17 protein-coding genes are annotated in these 15951 nt (G+C 70.5%); 12 read left to right on the top strand and 5 right to left on the bottom strand.

Annotation, left to right across the window (positions count from 1 at the left end):
- Positions 1–669 carry a haloacid dehalogenase type II gene (locus tag GWK15_RS18270; RefSeq protein ID WP_168042815.1) on the bottom strand — a complete coding sequence of 223 codons (669 nt, stop codon included), beginning with the start codon at positions 667–669 and terminating at the stop codon, positions 1–3.
- 219 nt (positions 670–888) lie between these two features.
- Here GWK15_RS18270 and GWK15_RS18275 point away from each other — a divergent pair, with 219 nt between their 5' ends.
- From GWK15_RS18275 to GWK15_RS18290, 4 genes are all read left to right on the top strand, one after another.
- A complete protein-coding gene (locus GWK15_RS18275; protein WP_168042816.1) occupies positions 889–1743 on the top strand; it encodes a GNAT family N-acetyltransferase in 855 nt (284 codons plus the stop codon).
- The gene (locus GWK15_RS18280) at positions 1743–2669 is read left to right on the top strand and encodes a 2-hydroxyacid dehydrogenase (protein WP_168042817.1); all 927 of its coding nucleotides are present in this window, start codon (positions 1743–1745) and stop codon (positions 2667–2669) included. The genes GWK15_RS18275 and GWK15_RS18280 overlap by 1 nt, the downstream gene beginning before the upstream one ends.
- Positions 2670–2737: 68 nt before the next feature.
- A complete protein-coding gene (locus tag GWK15_RS18285) occupies positions 2738–3229 on the top strand; it encodes an Lrp/AsnC family transcriptional regulator (RefSeq protein ID WP_168042818.1) in 492 nt (163 codons plus the stop codon).
- Positions 3230–3361: 132 nt separating this feature from the next.
- Positions 3362–4078 (top strand): HAD-IA family hydrolase, encoded by a 717-nt coding sequence (locus GWK15_RS18290; protein WP_168042819.1) that lies wholly within the window; start codon positions 3362–3364, stop codon positions 4076–4078.
- Positions 4079–4099: 21 nt separating this feature from the next.
- Here GWK15_RS18290 and GWK15_RS18295 read toward each other — a convergent pair whose 3' ends face one another.
- Positions 4100–5383 (bottom strand): NAD(P)/FAD-dependent oxidoreductase, encoded by a 1284-nt coding sequence (locus GWK15_RS18295; RefSeq protein WP_168042820.1) that lies wholly within the window; start codon positions 5381–5383, stop codon positions 4100–4102.
- Between the two features lie 274 nt (positions 5384–5657).
- On the opposite strand from GWK15_RS18295, the gene GWK15_RS18300 reads away from it, so the two are divergent.
- Entirely contained in the window at positions 5658–6593 is a 936-nt protein-coding gene (locus tag GWK15_RS18300) for an NAD(P)H-dependent flavin oxidoreductase (protein WP_168042821.1), read from the top strand.
- Here the strand turns inward: GWK15_RS18300 and GWK15_RS18305 are convergent.
- Genes GWK15_RS18305 through GWK15_RS18315 form a run of 3 tightly spaced genes read right to left on the bottom strand, consistent with a single transcriptional unit; the run spans position 6590 to position 9247 of the window.
- The gene (locus GWK15_RS18305; protein WP_168042822.1) at positions 6590–7084 is read right to left on the bottom strand and encodes a MarR family winged helix-turn-helix transcriptional regulator; all 495 of its coding nucleotides are present in this window, start codon (positions 7082–7084) and stop codon (positions 6590–6592) included. The two genes, GWK15_RS18300 and GWK15_RS18305, sit on opposite strands and share 4 nt — an antisense overlap.
- Entirely contained in the window at positions 7081–8043 is a 963-nt protein-coding gene (locus GWK15_RS18310) for a Bug family tripartite tricarboxylate transporter substrate binding protein (protein ID WP_168042823.1), read from the bottom strand. Before GWK15_RS18310 ends, GWK15_RS18305 begins: the two co-directional genes overlap by 4 nt.
- Positions 8044–8056: 13 nt before the next feature.
- Positions 8057–9247 carry a CaiB/BaiF CoA transferase family protein gene (locus GWK15_RS18315; protein WP_209442288.1) on the bottom strand — a complete coding sequence of 397 codons (1191 nt, stop codon included), beginning with the start codon at positions 9245–9247 and terminating at the stop codon, positions 8057–8059.
- Between the two features lie 135 nt (positions 9248–9382).
- On the opposite strand from GWK15_RS18315, the gene GWK15_RS18320 reads away from it, so the two are divergent.
- Genes GWK15_RS18320 through GWK15_RS18350 form a run of 7 tightly spaced genes read left to right on the top strand, consistent with a single transcriptional unit; the run spans position 9383 to position 15928 of the window.
- On the top strand, positions 9383–10543 hold the full coding sequence (locus GWK15_RS18320) for an acyl-CoA dehydrogenase family protein (RefSeq protein ID WP_168042825.1): 1161 nt from the start codon (positions 9383–9385) through the stop codon (positions 10541–10543).
- 25 nt (positions 10544–10568) lie between these two features.
- The gene (locus tag GWK15_RS18325) at positions 10569–11753 is read left to right on the top strand and encodes a thiolase C-terminal domain-containing protein (RefSeq protein ID WP_168042826.1); all 1185 of its coding nucleotides are present in this window, start codon (positions 10569–10571) and stop codon (positions 11751–11753) included.
- Positions 11750–12196: a Zn-ribbon domain-containing OB-fold protein gene (locus GWK15_RS18330; protein WP_209442289.1), complete on the top strand. Its 447-nt coding sequence runs from the start codon at positions 11750–11752 to the stop codon at positions 12194–12196. Before GWK15_RS18325 ends, GWK15_RS18330 begins: the two co-directional genes overlap by 4 nt.
- A 5-nt stretch (positions 12197–12201) precedes the next feature.
- On the top strand, positions 12202–12654 hold the full coding sequence (locus tag GWK15_RS18335) for a MaoC family dehydratase (RefSeq protein ID WP_168042827.1): 453 nt from the start codon (positions 12202–12204) through the stop codon (positions 12652–12654).
- A complete protein-coding gene (locus GWK15_RS18340; RefSeq protein ID WP_168042828.1) occupies positions 12651–13532 on the top strand; it encodes an HpcH/HpaI aldolase/citrate lyase family protein in 882 nt (293 codons plus the stop codon). Before GWK15_RS18335 ends, GWK15_RS18340 begins: the two co-directional genes overlap by 4 nt.
- A gap of 15 nt (positions 13533–13547) precedes the next feature.
- On the top strand, positions 13548–14411 hold the full coding sequence (locus tag GWK15_RS18345; protein ID WP_168042829.1) for a MaoC/PaaZ C-terminal domain-containing protein: 864 nt from the start codon (positions 13548–13550) through the stop codon (positions 14409–14411).
- On the top strand, positions 14408–15928 hold the full coding sequence (locus tag GWK15_RS18350; protein WP_338147283.1) for an acyl-CoA synthetase: 1521 nt from the start codon (positions 14408–14410) through the stop codon (positions 15926–15928). Before GWK15_RS18345 ends, GWK15_RS18350 begins: the two co-directional genes overlap by 4 nt.
- Positions 15929–15951 lie beyond the last annotated feature (23 nt).

Raw genomic sequence — 15951 nt, forward strand, 5'->3', positions numbered from 1 at the left:
TCACACGCCGATCAGCTGCGCGAGGCCCTCGATGCTCGTCGCCTGGTGGGCGCCGTAATAGGGGATCTCGGGCTCGTAGCCGCGGTTGATGTACAGCTTGTGCGTCACGCCAAGACCGTAGGCCGGGATCAGGTCGTAGCGGTAGCTCGCCGAGACGTGCAGCACGTCCTCAGGCCCGCAGCCGAGCATGTCGAACATGTACTCGAAGGCCTGCATGCGCGGCTTGTAGGCCTGCGCCTGCTGCGCCGTGTAGACCTTGTGGAAGGGCGCTTCGAGCAGCGCGACATTCTTCAGGATCTGGTCGTCCGAGGCATTGGACAGCACCACCAGCGGAACGCGCGCGGCGACGCGCTTCAGTGGCTCCGGCACGTCCGGATGCGGGCCCCAGGTCGGGACCGCGTCGTAGATCGCCTGGCCATCGGCCTCGCGGAACGGGACGCCGTGGCGCTTGCAGGTTCGCTCCAGCGAGGCCTTGAGCACGTCGACGTACGGCTTCCAGGCGCCCAGCACCTCGTCGAAGCGGTACCAGCCGAAATCCTTCAGGAAGGCGTCCATGCGCTCCGCCGGGACGCGGTCGGCCATGAGGCCGCGCGTGACGTCGCCGACCCGGAACCAGGTCAGCGTCCCATAGCAGTCGAAGGTCACGAACTTCGGCCGGATCACGCTCATCGCGGGCACTCCCAGGTCTCTGCATCGCCATGCTATGCGGCCCGCGGGCGCAGGGAAGTCGCTGCATGCGCCCGCGCGGCGCAGATCATGCCGTTTGCGCGTGGCCGCACGGCAGCGGCTGCCTGCGCGGCGAAGTGGAAAATCCCGAATCGCGACGACATTCGGAAGCCCATGCTTCGCAGGGCGGTCCAGCCTCGCGGTGCCGGACGGAGGATGAGGATGAAGGCGAAGGTGGCACTGCAGCCGCTGATGCGGGCGCTGGTCCCGGGGGATCTCGTGGCGGCGCAGGGCTTGTCGGCCGCCGTCGCCTGGCCCCACCGCGTCGAGGACTGGCACTTCGCCCTCGCCCTCGGGGAGGGCTTCGCGCTCGAGGCCGGCGGCCGCCTGGTGGGCACCGCGATGTGCTGGCCCTTCGGGCCGGACTGGGGAACGCTCGGCATGGTCATCGTCGCGCCGGACCTGCAGGGACGCGGCCTGGGCGGGCGGCTGATGGATGCGGTGATGGCCGGCCTCGGCGCGCGGGGCATCCAGTTGCACGCCACCCCGGCGGGCGAACCGCTCTACGCGCGGCTCGGCTTCGCGCCGACCGCCACGATCCGCCAGCACCAGGGCGCCGCCTTCAGCGTCGGCTTCCATGCCCCGCGCGCGGGGGAACGCCTGCGCCCGGCGGGGCGCGCCGACCTCGCGGTGCTCGCCGCGCTCGACACCGCCGCGACCGGCATGGCGCGCGGCCAGCTGCTCGCCGCCCTGGTCGAGGATGCGGAAGGCATCGTGCTCGACCGCGACGGGGTGGCGAGCGGCTTCGCCATGCTGCGCCGCTTCGGCCGCGGCAAGGTGATCGGCCCGGTGATCGCGCCGGACCCGGAGGCCGCGCGGCTGCTGGTGGCGCACTGGCTCGGCCACCGGCAGGGCGAGTTCATCCGCATCGACGTGACCGAGGATTCCCTGCTCTCCCCCTGGCTCCAGGATGTCGGCCTGCCGGAGGTCGACACCGTCACGCGCATGGTCCGCGGCCGCCCGCCGGCGCCGGCGGCCGTGCGCTCCTTCGCCCTCGTCAGCCAGGCGCTCGGCTGATGGCGTTCCTCTACAAGGCGGACCCGGTCCTCGGCCGCGAATGGGCGCGGCTTTTCGCCGAACGCCGGCCCGACCTGCCCTTCCACATCTGGCCCGAGACCGGCAATCCGGCCGCGATCCGCTACATGGCGGCCTGGGTGCCGCAGCCCGACGTCGCGACGCGCTTCCCGAACCTCGAGGTGATGTTCTCGACCGGCGCGGGTGTCGACCAGTTCGACCTCTCGACGCTGCCGCCCGGCGTGCCGCTGGTGCGCATGATCGAACCCGGCATCATCGACGCCATGGTCGAATACGCGACCATGGCCGTGCTCGCGATCCATCGCGACATGCCCGACTACCTCAACCACCAGCGCGAGGGTGCCTGGCGGAAGATCCGCGTGCGGCGCGCGGCGACGCGGCGGGTCGGCATCCTGGGCCTGGGCGAGCTCGGCCGCGCGGTGCTGGCGGCGCTGGCCCCCTTCGGCTTCGCGCTGTCGGGCTGGAGCCGGTCCCCGCGCGCGGTGCCGGGCGTCACCTGCCACGCGGGCGCCGCGGCGCTGCCGGGCTTCCTGGCCGGTTGCGACATCCTGGTCTGCCTACTGCCGCTGACGGACCAGACACGCGGCATCCTGAACCGGGACCTGTTCGCGCGGCTGCCGAAGGGCGCCGCGCTGGTGAACACCGGGCGCGGGGGACATCTGGTGCAGCAGGATCTGCTGGCGGCGCTCGACTCCGGGCAGCTGTCCAGCGCCATCCTCGACGTGACCGACCCCGAGCCGCTGCCGCAGGGCCACCCCTTCTGGACCCATCCGCGCATCTGGCTGACGCCGCACATCGCCAGCATGACCCAGCCCGAGACGGCGGTGGAGGCGGTGCTCGCCAACCTCGAACGCCATGAGCGCGGCGAACCCATGGCCGGCGTGGTCGACCCGGCCCGCGGCTACTGACCCTGCGGCGGTGCTTGTCATCGCGCCGCCGCAGATCCTACCGTCCGGTCCAGGGAGATTTCACCGCGATGGACCCGGGCCTGCCGAAGCTGGACCGCATCGACCTGCGCATCCTCGCGCATCTGCAGAAGAATGCGCGGGTGACGAATGTCGAGCTCGCGGACGCGGTGGGCCTGTCCGCGAGCCCCTGCCTGGTGCGCGTCAAGCGGCTCGAGAAGGCGGGCTACATCCTCGGCTACGGCGCCGACATCTCGATGCGGAAGCTGGGCGACACCACCTCGATCTTCACCGAGGTGACGCTCGCCGACCACCGGATGCAGGATTTCTCCCGCTTCGAGACGGCAATCCGCGGCGTCGACGAAGTGCTCGAATGCCATCTGGTCAGCGGCGGCTACGACTATATGCTGAAGTTCCTCACCCGCAGCATCCAGCACTACCAGGAGATCATCGAGGAGCTGCTGGCGCGCAACATCGGCATCGAGAAGTACTTCAGCTACGTCGTCATCAAGTCGGTCTTCGTGAAGCGGCACTACCCGCTGGAGAAGTTCTTCGACACCTGACCGCAGGGGATCCTGCCGCGGCCGGGCCGCGATACGGGATCATGCGCCGCCGCGGTCCCCGCTTCGCGCCGGCGCTGCCGCCGGGCGGCGCGCAGAGTGACGACATCGTATCCAGGAACGAGGAAGCATCCCATGGCGGAGCGTGAACCGAAGGTCCTGACCTTCGACGTGGTCGGCACCATCATCGACTTCGAGGCGGGGCTGCTCGCCTATCTGCGTGGCGCCTGCGGCGCTGCGGCGGAAAAGGTGACCGACGCCGCCATCCTCGACGCCTATCGCCTGTCGCGCGGGTCGAAGGAGGCCTGGCGCTTCCCCGACGACCTCGAACGGGTCTACGGGGAGATCGCGCCGCAGTTCGGCCTGCCGGCCGATGCGGCCATCGCCAAGGGCTTCGCGCAATCGGCCCGCGACTGGCCGCCCTTCGCGGATTCGATCGAGGCGCTGCAGCGTCTCGGCCGGCGCTACAAGCTCGTCGCCATGACCAATGCGGCACGCTGGGCGCTGGACCTGATGTCCGCGCGGCTGGGCCATCCCTTCCACGACACGGTCACGGCGGACGAGGCGCTCTGCGAGAAGCCCGACCCGCAATACTTCGCCTTCACCCGCGGGCGGCTGAGCCGCGACGGCTTCACGCAGGCCGACATCCTGCATGTCGCGCAGAGCCAGTACCACGACATCGGCGTGGCCAGGCGCCTCGGCTACACGGTGTGCTGGATCGAACGGCGCATGGGCATGAAGGGGGCCGGCGGCACCATCGCCGCGGAACGCACCGAGCCGCACTATCACTTCGCGACGCTGCGGGAACTCGCCGACCATGCCGAGGCCGGACGGCTGGTGATGCGGACCTAGAGCCGTTTCCGTTCGCCTGCGCTACAGACCCAGGCGATCCCGGATCCGCCCTTCCATCACCTTCGCCATGACGCCCATGCGCCAGAAGCGATGGAAGGCGATGGGGCGGATCCCGGTGACCGGCATCGCGATGTCGCCCGCCGGCGTGCCGGAGACGAGCCGCGCGATCTCCCCGCCCATGGCCGTCGCCAGCGCGACGCCGCGCCCGTTGTAGCCGAGGCACGCATAAAGACCCGGCGCCGGCGCGTGGATGTGCGGATAATGGTCCTTCGTCATGGCCAGCTGGCCGTTCCACCCATGCGTCCACGTCGCGCCGCGCAGCTGCGGCCAGAGCGTTTCCGCATAGTCGATCAGGTATTGCACCGACCGGTGGTCGGCGATCGGCCGCTGCGGGCCGCGCCCGCCGATCAGCAGCCGTCCTGCCTGGTCGACCCGCAGATACACGGTGATGTGCCCGCTTTCGTAGAGCGATCCGCGGTGCGGCATGATGCCCGCCACGATCCCGGGGTCGAGCGGCGCGGTCGCGGCGATCGAGCTGAACACCGGCACCACTGATTCCCGCAACCCCGGCCACAGCCCGTCCGTGTAGCCGTTGGTGGCGAGCACGACATGGTCGGCGCGCACCGTCCCCGTCGGGGTGGTGGCGTGCCAGGACCCCGCCTCGCGCCGCAGCGAGGTGACGCGCGTGTGGCCATGCACGATCGCGCCGGCGCGCTGCGCGGCCCCGGCCAGGCCGCGCGCATAGTCGAGCGGCTGGACGTCGCCCCCGCTCGCATCCAGCATCACCGCGAGGTAGCGGTCATGCCCGGTCGCGGCGCGGGCCGCCTCCCCTTCCAGCAGCGTCACCGGCATGCCGCGCCGGATGCCCTGCTCGGCGGATCGCCGCACGCCATCCGCATGGCGGGGCTGATAGGCGGCGCGCATCGTCCCGCCCTGCCGCGCATCACAGGCGATCTGCCAGCGGCGGATCAGCCCGAAGGTGGTCTCCGGCGCACCCCAGGCGAAGCGGACCATGCGCGCGCCGAGCTCCGGCCCGAAGTCGCGCTCGACCTCGTCCGGATCGAACTTCAGGCCAGGGTTCACCTGCCCGCCATTGCGCCCCGAGGCACCCCAGCCCGGCTCCGCGGCCTCGAGCACCATGGTGCGCGTGCCTGCCTCGGCCAGGTGCAGCGCGGTGGACAGCCCGGTGAAGCCCGCGCCGACCACCAGCACATCGACCGAGGCATCGCCGTCGAGCGGCGGCGTATGGGGCGCCGGGCGCGCGGTCGCGGCATAGAGGCTCGGCGGCAGGGTCGGTGCGGTCATCGGTCAGCCCGTCGGCAAGGCGTTCACACGGAGCACGCGCGTCACCATGCCCGCAGCCTCGGAGGATGCGGCACGGCCGGTCGCCGCGAAAGTCCCGGTCTCTGCTGTCCCGCCGCAGATCGCCCGCTGGCTCCTTCCGGCCCGGCGCTGCGTGCGCCGCCGGTCCACCGGTTCCCCACCGAATCGCGATCGCCTAGGCTCGGCTTCCAGAGGAAACGGTGCAGGCGGGCTGTCGCAGGACACGCCTTCCGCGCGACAGGAGAACGGAACGCCGATGCCCATTCCCGCGATCTTCGAGGGCCGCCTGTCCGTGCCCGTCGTCGCCTCGCCGCAATTCCTCGTCTCGGGGCCCGACTATGTGGTGGAGGCCTGCCGGGCCGGGGTAGTCGGCACCTTCCCCGCCCTGAACCAGCGCACCACCGAGGGCTACGACGCCTGGCTCGCGCAGATCGGAGAGCGCCTCGCCGCCATCCCGCGTGCCGCGCCCTTCGGCATCAACCTGATCGTCCACAAGTCCAACGCGCGCCTCAAGGACGACCTCGCCGCGACGGTGCGGCACAAGGTGCCGCTGGTGATCACCTCCCTCGGCATCGTGCCCGAGGTGATCGCCGCGGTGCAGTCCTATGGCGGCCTGGTCTTCCACGACGTGACCAACATGCGCCACGCGGTGAAGGCGATCGAAGGCGGGGTGGACGGGCTGATCGCGGTCTGCGCCGGTGCCGGCGGCCATGCCGGGCGGCTCAGCCCCTTCGCGCTGCTGCCGGAACTGCGCGCGATCTACGCGGGCCCGCTGCTGATGGGGGGCGCGATCTCGACCGGGCGGCACATCGCCGCGGCGCTCATGCTCGGCGCCGACATGGCCTATATGGGCACGCGCTTCATCGCGGTGCGCGAAAGCATGGCCGTGCAGGCGCACAAGGACATGGTGGTGCAGGCGAAGGCCGCCGACATTGTCTACACGCCCGCCATCAGCGGGGTGCACGCCAACTTCCTTCGCGCGAGCATCGCAGCCGCGGGCCTCGATCCCGACAACCTGCCCGAGGCCGCCGGCACCCATGTCGGCGACCATGACAAGCGCCCGTGGAAGAACATCTGGTCGGCCGGGCAGGGCGTTGGCGCGATCGAGGACGTGCCCTCGATCGCCGAACTCGTCGCCCGGCTCGGCGCGGAGTATCGCGCCGCGCTGCGCGAGGCCGCCGCCGCGGCCTAGAGGCTTTCCCCGCGCAGCCTGGCGCCGAGCCGGCTGCGCAGCGCGGTGAGGACGCGATCCGCGGCCTCGACATCCTCGCGCGGCAGGCCGCGCAGCAAGGTCTCGTTCAGTTCGCGCCCGACCGCGATCATGCGGTCGAGCACGCGCCCGCCCCGCGCGGTGAGATAGACGCGGTTCAGCCGCCGGTCCGAGGCATCCGGCCGGCGGGACACCAGGCCCGCCGCCTCGAGCCTTGCGGCCATCGCGCCAGCGGCCACCTTGCCCAGCCCCAGCACGCGCGCGAGTTCCGCCTGCGTCATGCCGCCCGCCGGGTCATGCCGCGTGAGCTGCGCCAGCGCCCACCACTGCGCGCGCGTGACGCCATGCGGCTTCATCGCCTGGTCGAACACGGTCTGCCGCAAACGGGAGACATCGTGCACCAGGAAGCCGATGCGGAACTCGCTGCTGCCGCGCGTGGCGCGGATCCGGGGCGCGTCGGCCGCGCGGCTCATTCGCGCGGAAGGCCCGCGGCCTGGGCGATGCGGCCCCATTGCTCGATCTCGCGGGCCTGGAAGCGCGCGAGATCCTCCGGCGTACCGGTCGAGGAGACGAGACCAAGGCCGAGCGAGTACCGGCGGCCCTCCTCGCTGTCGAGCACGGCGCGGATCTCGCGGTTCAGTCGGGTGATCGCCGCCTCCGGGCTGCGCGACGGCAGGAAGACCGCGACCCAGGAGGCAAAGTCGTAGCCGGGCACGCCGGCTTCCTGCAGCGTCGGAACGTCAGGCAACATCGGGATGCGCTGCGCCGGCGTGACGCCGAGCGCGCGCAGCGTGCCCGCGCGGACATGCTCGCCCGCCGAGGCCAGGTCGCTCACCATGAAGTGCAGCCGGCCCGCGAGCAGGTCGGTCACCGCCGCGGGCGTGCCGCGATAGGAGATACGTTCCGCCGAGATGCCCGTGATGCTGATCAGTAGCTGCGCCGCGGCCAGGCTGCCGATGTTGCCGGTCCCGTAGTTGAGGCTGTTCCCCCGCGCCTTGGCCTCCGTGATGAAGCCCGCCACGTCGGTCGCCGGAAAGTCGGCCCGGACCATCAGCACCAGCGGGGCGATGCTGGTCAGAGTCACCGGCGCGAAGTCGCGGACCGGATCGTAGCCGGGCTCGCGCATCAGGTGCACGGCCGCGGCATGGGTCGAGTTGGTGGCGAAGAGGAAGCTGTGCCCGTCCGGCGCCGCGCGCGCGGCCTGCCGCGCGGCGATGGCGCCGTTGCCGCCCGTGACGTTCTCGACGACGACCGGCTGGCCCAGGCTGCGCGAGATGCGCTCCGCGACGAAGCGCGCCACGCCATCCGTCGCGCTGCCGGGCGGAAAGGGAACGATGGCGCGCAGGGGTCGCGTGGGGAAGGCGTCGCCGCCCTGCGCCTGAGCGGCGAAGGGCAGCAAGGGCGTGGCGAGGACGAGCCTTCGTCCGATCATCGGGACCTTCCTCTCACGACGTGCCGAGCGCGCCGGCGGCGCGCAGCCCGGCGATCTCGTCTGCACCGAAACCATAGGATGCCAGGGCCTCGGCCGAATGCTGGCCGAGCATCGGCGGCGGCGATCCGACTGTCCGCTTCCTGCCGTCGAACTGGATCGGCTGCGCCATCGTCTTCAGTGGGCCGAGCTGCGGGTGGTCGTAGTCCATGACCATGCCGCGCGCGGCCATGTGCGGATGCGCCAGCATGTCGGCGATGGTGTTCACCGCCGCGCAGGGGATGCCGATGCGCAGGCAGAACTCCACCCAGTCATCGGCACGGCGCGTGGCGACGATCGCCTGCAGGACGGCCACGGTCTCGGCGAAGTTGGCCACCCGGTCGGCATTGGTGCGGAAGCGTGGATCCTCGGCCAGTTCCGGACGCTCGACGCCGGCGGTGAAGCGGCGCCAGAGATTGTCGTTGGCGATGCCGATCAGCACCGGCCGGTCGGCCGCGTCGAAGGCCTGGTACGGGCAGAGAGATTCATGGCCGGACCCGCACTTCTCCGGCAGGCTCCCCTTCTCCCAGAAGATCTGGAAGTTGTAGCCGAGCAGCGCCGCGGCGGTCTCGAACAGCGAGACCTCGAGCCGGCATCCCTGTCCGGTGCGATGGCGTTCCAGCAGCGCGGCGAGAATGCCGGAGAAGGCATTCATCCCCGTCGACTGGTCGATCGGGGAGAAGGGGCTGCGCGCCGGGCCGCCGCCGCGCTCACCCGTCATCGCCATGATGCCGCTGAAGGCCTGTAGGATGACGTCGTAGCCGAGCCCGTCCTTCAGCGGCCCGGTCCGCCCGAAGCCGGAGATGGAGCAGTAGACCAGGCGCGGGTTCAGCGCGCGCATCTCCTCCGCCCCGATGCCCAGGCGGTCGGCGACGCCCGTCGCATAGGATTCGATCAGCACATCCGCCTGCGCGGCCATGCGGCGTGCGGCGTCGCGCCCCGCCTCGGTCTTGAGGTCGAGCGCGAGCGACTTCTTGTTGCGGTTCGCGCTGAGGAACACCGCGCCGACACCGCCGCGGAAGGGTGGCCAGCCGCGCGTGTCGTCGCCGCCGCGCGGCGGCTCGATCTTCGTCACCTCGGCACCGAGATCGCCCAGCCACTGCGCACAGAGCGGCCCCGCCAGCACCTTGGAGAAATCCAGGACGCGGATCCCTGCGAGCGGCGTCACGCGCGGCACCCTGCGGCAAAGGCTCGCGTGCCGAGCGAAAGGCCCAACTCCATGCGCTTCCCCCGCGACTGCTTGCACGATGATCGTACGCATGCTTACCATTTGCAAGCGAACGAGAACGATCGAGGAAACGGCATGCTGGACCGGCCCCGCACGGTGCTGAGCCCGGATCACGAGATGTTCCGCACCTCCGTGCGCCGCTTCGTGGAGTCCGAGTTGGTTCCCCATGCCCTGGCTTGGGACGAGGCCGGCATAGTCCCGCGCGAAGCCTGGCTCAAGGCCGGCGAGGCGGGACTGCTGTGCTGCGACGTCGCGCCCGACTATGGTGGTCCCGGCGGCGATTTCGGCCACTGCGCGGTGGTGACCGAGGAACTAGCGCGCGCAAACCTCTCCGGCCCCGGCTTCGTCGTGCATTCGGACATGGTCGCGACCTACCTCGCGAAGTTCGGGTCCGAGGCGCAGAAGCGCCGCTGGCTGCCGGGCATGGTCGATGGCTCGCTGATCGGCGCCATCGCGATGACCGAACCCGATGCGGGCAGCGACCTCAAGGGCATGCGCACACGGGCCGTGGCGGATGGCGACCACTACGTTATTCGCGGGCAGAAGACCTACATCTCGAACGGCCAGAACGCCGACATCGTCATCACCGCCTGCAAGACGGACGCGAATGCCGGTGCGCATGGCGTCAGCCTGATCGTGATCGAGACGAAGACGCCCGGCTTCCGGCGCGGCCGTAACCTCGCCAAGATCGGCATGAAGGCGCAGGACACCTCGGAACTGTTCTTCGACGAGGTACGCGTGCCGATGGAGAACCGCCTCGGCGCCGAGGGCCAGGGCTTCGGCATGCTGATGACGAACCTCGCGCGCGAACGCCTGGTGCAGGCGGTGCGCGGCACGGTGCTGGCCGAGGAAGCGATCCGCTGGACCATCGATTACACCCGCGACCGCAAGGCCTTCGGCCGCACCATCGCCGACTTCCAGAACACCCGCTTCGTGCTGGCGGAACTCGCCACCAAGACCGCCGCAGCGCGCGCACTGACCGACCGGCTGATCGGACTACAGATGGACGGCACGCTCGACCCGGTCGAGGCCGGCATGGCGAAGCTGTTCTGCACCGACCTGCAATGCGAGGTGCTGGACCGCTGCCTGCAACTGTTCGGCGGCGCGGGCTACATGGTGGAAACGCCGATCGCGCGGGCCTGGGCGGATGCGCGCGTGACGCGCATCGCCGGCGGCGCGGCGGAAGTCATGAAGGAGATCATCGGCCGGCGCCTGTTCCAGGATGCCGCCCGATGACGCAGGATCGGAGGACAAGGCGCCGATGAGCGAGCGCACATTGCGCGGCAAGGTGGCGATCGCCGGCATCGGCGAGACCACCTACTACAAGCACGGGCAATCCCCCGATGCGGAGTTCAAGCTGGCGCTGCAGGCGATCCTCGCCGCATGCGACGACGCCGGCATCGACCCGAAGGAAGTCGACGGCTTCGCCTCCTATGGCGACGATCGCTCGGACGCGCCGCGACTGGCGGCCGCACTGGGCATCAAGGAACTGCGCTTCTCCAACATGCATTGGGGCGGCGGGGGTGGCGGCGTCGCGGCCTCGGTCGCCAATGCCGCGGCGGCGGTGCATTCGGGCATGGCGAATTGCGTCATCGCCTTCCGCTCGCTCGCGCAGGGGCAGTTCGCGCGCTACGGCCGCAGCCGGCTCGGTGCGGCGGCGATGGGGGATGACGCCTTCCTCGCGCCCTATGGCCTGATCTCCCCGGCGCAGCGTTTCGCCATGAAGATCACCCGCTTCATGAGCGACCATGGCATCCGGCACGAGGCGCTGCGCGCCATCGCCATGGCCTCCTACCACCATGCCCAGTCCAACCCGCGCGCGGTGATGTACGGACGGCCTCTGACGGAGGAGAAGTACGACGCCTCCCGCTGGATCATCGAGCCCTTCCATCGCCTTTTCGACTGCTGCCAGGAGAATGACGGCGCCGGCGCGGTGCTGGTGGTGCCGGCCGATCGCGCGAAGGACCTGCCGCACAAGCCGACCTATCTGCTCGGCACCGCGCAGGGCGGGCACCACCGCAGCGCGGCGCCGGTGCACAACGCGCCGGACTATGCGTCTGCGCACTTCCCCACCGTCGCGAAGAACATGTGGGCCATGGCGAAGCTCGGCCCGCAGGATGTCGACGTCGTGCAGGCCTATGAGAACTTCACCGGCGGCGTGCTGCTCTCCCTGGTAGAGCACGGCTTCGTCGACCCGAAGAAGGCGAACGAGTTCCTGGTGCTCGAGAACCTGCTCGCGCCGAGCGGGAAGATGCCGATGAACACCAGCGGCGGGAATCTCGCCGAGTGCTACATGCACGGGCTCGAGATGGTGAACGAGGCCGTCCGCCAATTGCGCGGCACCGCCAACAACCAGGTCGCCGGCGCCGAGGTCGTCGCCGTCCTCGGCGGCCCGATGGTGACGCCCGTCAGCAGCCTGGTCCTCGGCACGGAGGCGACCCTGTGAGCACGACCACGAAGCGCGCCCTGCCCGATGGCCTGCCCGCGCCCGACCAGCCGCCGCTGACCAAGCCCTATTGGGACGGCACGCGCGCCGGCAAGCTGGTGATCCAGCGCTGCAAGGGTTGCGGCGCGCATCAATGGGGGCCCGAATGGGTCTGCCATCGCTGCCACTCCTTCGACCTCGGTTGGGAGGAAGTGGCGCCGACCGGCCGCATCTGGTCCTGGCAGCGGCCGCATCACCCCGTCCACCAGGCGCTGACGGGCTTCGGACCCTACACCATCGTGCTGGTGGAACTGCCCCATGCCGGCAATGTCCGCATGGTCGGCAACCTGATCTGTGAACCGACCGCGCCCGTGGAGATCGGCGCAGAGGTCGAAGCGGTGTTTGAACCGCATGACGAAGCGGACCCGCCCTATACGCTGGTCCAGTGGCGCCTGAAGGACTGAGGACGATGGCAGGACTGTATTTCGAGGAGTTCGAGGTCAGGCAGGTGTTCCGGCACGCGATCCGCCGGACGATCACCGAGACCGACAATGTCTGGTTCTCGGCGATCACGCACAACCCGGCGGCGCTGCATCTCGACGAGGAATACGCGAAGGGCACCGAATTCGGCACGCGCATCGTCAATTCCTGCTTCACGCTGGGGCTGATGGTCGGCATCTCGGTGGGCGACACGACGCTCGGCACCACCGTCGCCAATCTCGGCTGGGACGAGGTGCGCTTCCCGAAGCCGCTGTTCCACGGCGACACCATCCGCGTGGAATCCGAGGTGCTGTCGAAGCGCCCGAGCAAGTCGCGTCCTGGCCAGGGCATCGTCGAGTTCATGCACCGCGCCTACAACCAGCATGACGTGCTGGTGGCCCACTGCCGCCGCCAGGCGCTGATGCTGAGCAAGCCGGCATGATCCGCTCCTGGCTCTTTGTCCCGGCGGACAGCGAGCGCAAGCTCGCCAAGGGCGGGGAGAGCGGCGCGGATGCGCTGATCCTGGACCTCGAGGATTCCGTCGCCGCCACGCGGCGCCCCGTCGCGCGGGGCATGGTGGTGGACTACCTCGCGGCACATGCGGGTGCCGCGCGGCGGCCGCAGCTCTGGGTACGCATCAATCCCCTCGACGGCGAGGGCCTGACCGACGCAGCGGCCGTGGTGCGTGCGGCGCCGGATGGCCTCGTCGTGCCGAAGGTGAACGGGCCGGACGATCTGCTGCGCCTGTCGCATTGGCTGGACGCGCTGGAAGCGCGCGACGGTCTCGCTCTCGGTGGCATCAAGCTGCTCGCGGTGGCGACCGAAACCGCGGCCGCCGTGCTGCGCCTGTCCGAATACGCGAAGGTCGCGGTGCCGCGCCTCGCCGCGCTGACCTGGGGGGCGGAGGACCTGCCCGCCGCGCTCGGCGCCAGCACCAACCAGGATCCCGCGGGCGGCTATGCGCTGACCTATCGTCTCGCGCGCTCGGCCTGCCTGCTCGCGGCGGTGGCCGCCAATGTGCAGCCGATCGACACGCTCGAGGTGGACTTCCGCGACGAGGCCGCGCTGCGCGCCGCCTGCGCCGATGGCCGCCAGCAGGGCTTCACCGGCAAGATCGCCATCCACCCCGCGCAGGTCGGCCCGATCAACGAAGGCTTCCGCCCGACGGCCGAGGAGGTCGCCCATGCGCGTCGTGTCGTCGCGGCCTTCGCGGCGAATCCCGGCATCGGCACGGTGGGGCTCGACGGGAAGATGATCGACATGCCGCATCTGCGCCAGGCGCAGCGCGTGCTCGCCGCCGATGCGGCGTTCCAGGCCTGACGGGGGAAGCGACGCATGGCGATCGACTACGACAAGCTGAAGAACCGGAGCTTCGCCGATATCGAGCAGGCCTACGGCATCAAGGACACGATGCTCTACGCGCTCGGCCTGGGCCTCGGGCAGGACCCGATGGATCCGAAGCAGCTGCGCCATGTCTATGAGGAAGACCTCGTCGCCCTGCCCACCATGGGCGTGGTGCTGGCGACACCAGGGTTCTGGGTGAAGGAACCCGATACCGGCGTCGACTGGCCCAAGGTGCTGCACGGCGAACAGGGGCTGACCATCCACAAGCCCTTGCCGCCGCAGGGCCGGGTCGTCAGCAGGTTCCGCATCGACGAGATCATCGACAAGGGCGCCGGCAAGGGCGCGCTGATGTACACGACGCGCGAACTGCGCGACGTCGCGACCGGCGAGTTGCTCTGCAGCCTCACCAGCACCTCCTTCCTGCGCGGCGATGGCGGCTTCGGCGGTCCGAGCGGCCCGATCCGCCAGCCGCATCCCGTGCCCGAGGGCACGCCCGATGCATCCTTCGACTGGACGGTCGGCCGCCACGCCGCGCTGCTCTACCGCCTGAACGGCGACTACAACCCCGTCCATGCCGACCCGAAGGCCGCCGCGAAGGGTGGCTTCGCGCAGCCGATCCTGCACGGGCTCTGCTCCTACGGCGTTGCCGGCTGGGCCGTGATGAATCTGGTCTGCGACGGCGACGCATCGCGGCTCCGGCGCTTCGACCTGCGCTTCACCGCGCCGGTCTACCCGGGCGAGACGCTGCGCACGGAGGTCTGGAATCAAGGCCCAGGTGTGGCCGCCTTCCGCGTGCGCGTCCCGGCACGGGACGTCATCGCGCTGAACAACGGCCGGGCGGAATACCTGCCGTGACGGCGCCGGCGGTCATCGTCAGCGGTGACCGCCAGGTCACCCGCGACGCGCTGATGGCCCGCGTTCGGCGTGCGGCGACGGGGTTCTCGGCGCTCGGCGTCGGTCCCGGCGACTGCGTCGCGCTGCTGCTGCGCAACGACTTCTCCTTCCTCGAGGCGAGCCTCGCCGCGACGACACTCGGCGGCTACGCGGTGCCGATCAACTGGCACTGGAAGCCGGACGAGGTCGCCTACCTCCTGCGCGACTGCGAGGCGCGCATCGTCGTCGTGCACGCCGACCTCGCGCACCTGCTGTCGGAAGCCCCGGAGGGGCTGACGATCCTCGTCGTTCCCACGCCGCCCGAGGCCGCCGCCGCCTACGGCATCCCGCCCGGGCAGCACCCCGCGCCCGGCGAGGACTGGGACGCCTTCATCGCCCGCCACGCCGAATGGGACCGTCCGCCCCAGCCGGCGCGGGAGAGCATGATCTACACCTCCGGCACGACCGGCCGGCCGAAAGGCGTGCGCCGCCAGCCGCCGACGCCCGAACAGGCCGCTGCCACCGCGCGCAACCGCGCGCAGATCTATGGCCTGGTTCCCGGCATCCGCGCGCTGGTGCCGGGGCCGATGTATCACTCGGCGCCGAACGGCTTCGGCCTGCGCGCCGTGCCGTTGTCCGAAGTGCTGGTGCTGATGCCGCGCTTCGACCCGGAGGAGACGCTCGCGCTGATCGAGCGCCACCGCATCACCACCGTCTTCCTCGTCCCCACCATGATGGTGCGCCTGCTCCGCCTGCCGGAGGAGGTGAAGCGCCGCTACGACCTCTCCTCGCTGCGCCACGTCACCCATGCGGCCGCACCCTGTCCGCCCGAGGTGAAGCAGGCGATGCTCGACTGGTGGGGCCCGGTCATCCACGAGTTCTACGGCGCGACCGACCTCGGCGCGCCGACCGCCTGCACGCCGGAGCAATGGCTCGCGAAGCCGGGCACCGTCGGCACGCTGACCGAAGGCGCGATCGTGAAGATCCTCGGCGCGAATGGCGAGGAATGCCCCGTCGGCGTGCCCGGCGAGATCTTCGCCAGCGTCGCCTACATGCCGGACTTCACCTACAACAAGCGCGACGGCGAACGGCGCGCGGTGGAACTCGGCGGGCTGATCACCGTCGGCGATGTCGGCTACTTCGACGCGGACGGCTACCTGTTCCTCTGCGACCGCAAGCGGGACATGGTCATCTCCGGCGGCGTGAACATCTACCCCGCCGAGATCGAGGCCGTGATGATCGGCATCCCAGGCGTGCTCGACTGCGCCGTCTTCGGCATTCCGGATGCGGAGTATGGCGAGAGCCTCTGTGCCGCGGTGCGCGCCGCGCCGGGCACCACGGAAGCCACGATCCGCGAGGCGCTGAAGGCGAAGCTCGCCAACTTCAAGGTACCGCGCGTCATCGACTTCCACGACGAATTGCCGCGCGACGATTCCGGCAAGCTGCTCAAGCGCAAGCTGCGCGAACCCTACTGGCAGGGAGCCGGCCGCGCCATCTGACGACACCGCGCCGGGAGCGCGCG

The sequence above is a fragment of the Neoroseomonas oryzicola genome (genome assembly GCF_012163135.1).
Classification (GTDB): domain Bacteria; phylum Pseudomonadota; class Alphaproteobacteria; order Acetobacterales; family Acetobacteraceae; genus Neoroseomonas; species Neoroseomonas oryzicola.

What these genes read in the sequence shown, in the direction of transcription:
- GWK15_RS18335 (WP_168042827.1), top strand. Translation starts at nt 12,202, where the DNA reads ATGGCAGGACTGTATTTCGAGGAGTTCGAGGTCAGGCAGGTGTTCCGG.
- GWK15_RS18325 (WP_168042826.1), top strand. Translation starts at nt 10,569, where the DNA reads ATGAGCGAGCGCACATTGCGCGGCAAGGTGGCGATCGCCGGCATCGGC.
- GWK15_RS18345 (WP_168042829.1), top strand. Translation starts at nt 13,548, where the DNA reads ATGGCGATCGACTACGACAAGCTGAAGAACCGGAGCTTCGCCGATATC.
- GWK15_RS18270 (WP_168042815.1), bottom strand. Translation starts at nt 669, where the DNA reads ATGAGCGTGATCCGGCCGAAGTTCGTGACCTTCGACTGCTATGGGACG.
- GWK15_RS18275 (WP_168042816.1), top strand. Translation starts at nt 889, where the DNA reads ATGAAGGCGAAGGTGGCACTGCAGCCGCTGATGCGGGCGCTGGTCCCG.
- GWK15_RS18305 (WP_168042822.1), bottom strand. Translation starts at nt 7,084, where the DNA reads ATGAGCCGCGCGGCCGACGCGCCCCGGATCCGCGCCACGCGCGGCAGC.
- GWK15_RS18285 (WP_168042818.1), top strand. Translation starts at nt 2,738, where the DNA reads ATGGACCCGGGCCTGCCGAAGCTGGACCGCATCGACCTGCGCATCCTC.
- GWK15_RS18310 (WP_168042823.1), bottom strand. Translation starts at nt 8,043, where the DNA reads ATGATCGGACGAAGGCTCGTCCTCGCCACGCCCTTGCTGCCCTTCGCC.
- GWK15_RS18340 (WP_168042828.1), top strand. Translation starts at nt 12,651, where the DNA reads ATGATCCGCTCCTGGCTCTTTGTCCCGGCGGACAGCGAGCGCAAGCTC.
- GWK15_RS18280 (WP_168042817.1), top strand. Translation starts at nt 1,743, where the DNA reads ATGGCGTTCCTCTACAAGGCGGACCCGGTCCTCGGCCGCGAATGGGCG.
- GWK15_RS18300 (WP_168042821.1), top strand. Translation starts at nt 5,658, where the DNA reads ATGCCCATTCCCGCGATCTTCGAGGGCCGCCTGTCCGTGCCCGTCGTC.
- GWK15_RS18290 (WP_168042819.1), top strand. Translation starts at nt 3,362, where the DNA reads ATGGCGGAGCGTGAACCGAAGGTCCTGACCTTCGACGTGGTCGGCACC.
- GWK15_RS18320 (WP_168042825.1), top strand. Translation starts at nt 9,383, where the DNA reads ATGCTGGACCGGCCCCGCACGGTGCTGAGCCCGGATCACGAGATGTTC.
- GWK15_RS18295 (WP_168042820.1), bottom strand. Translation starts at nt 5,383, where the DNA reads ATGACCGCACCGACCCTGCCGCCGAGCCTCTATGCCGCGACCGCGCGC.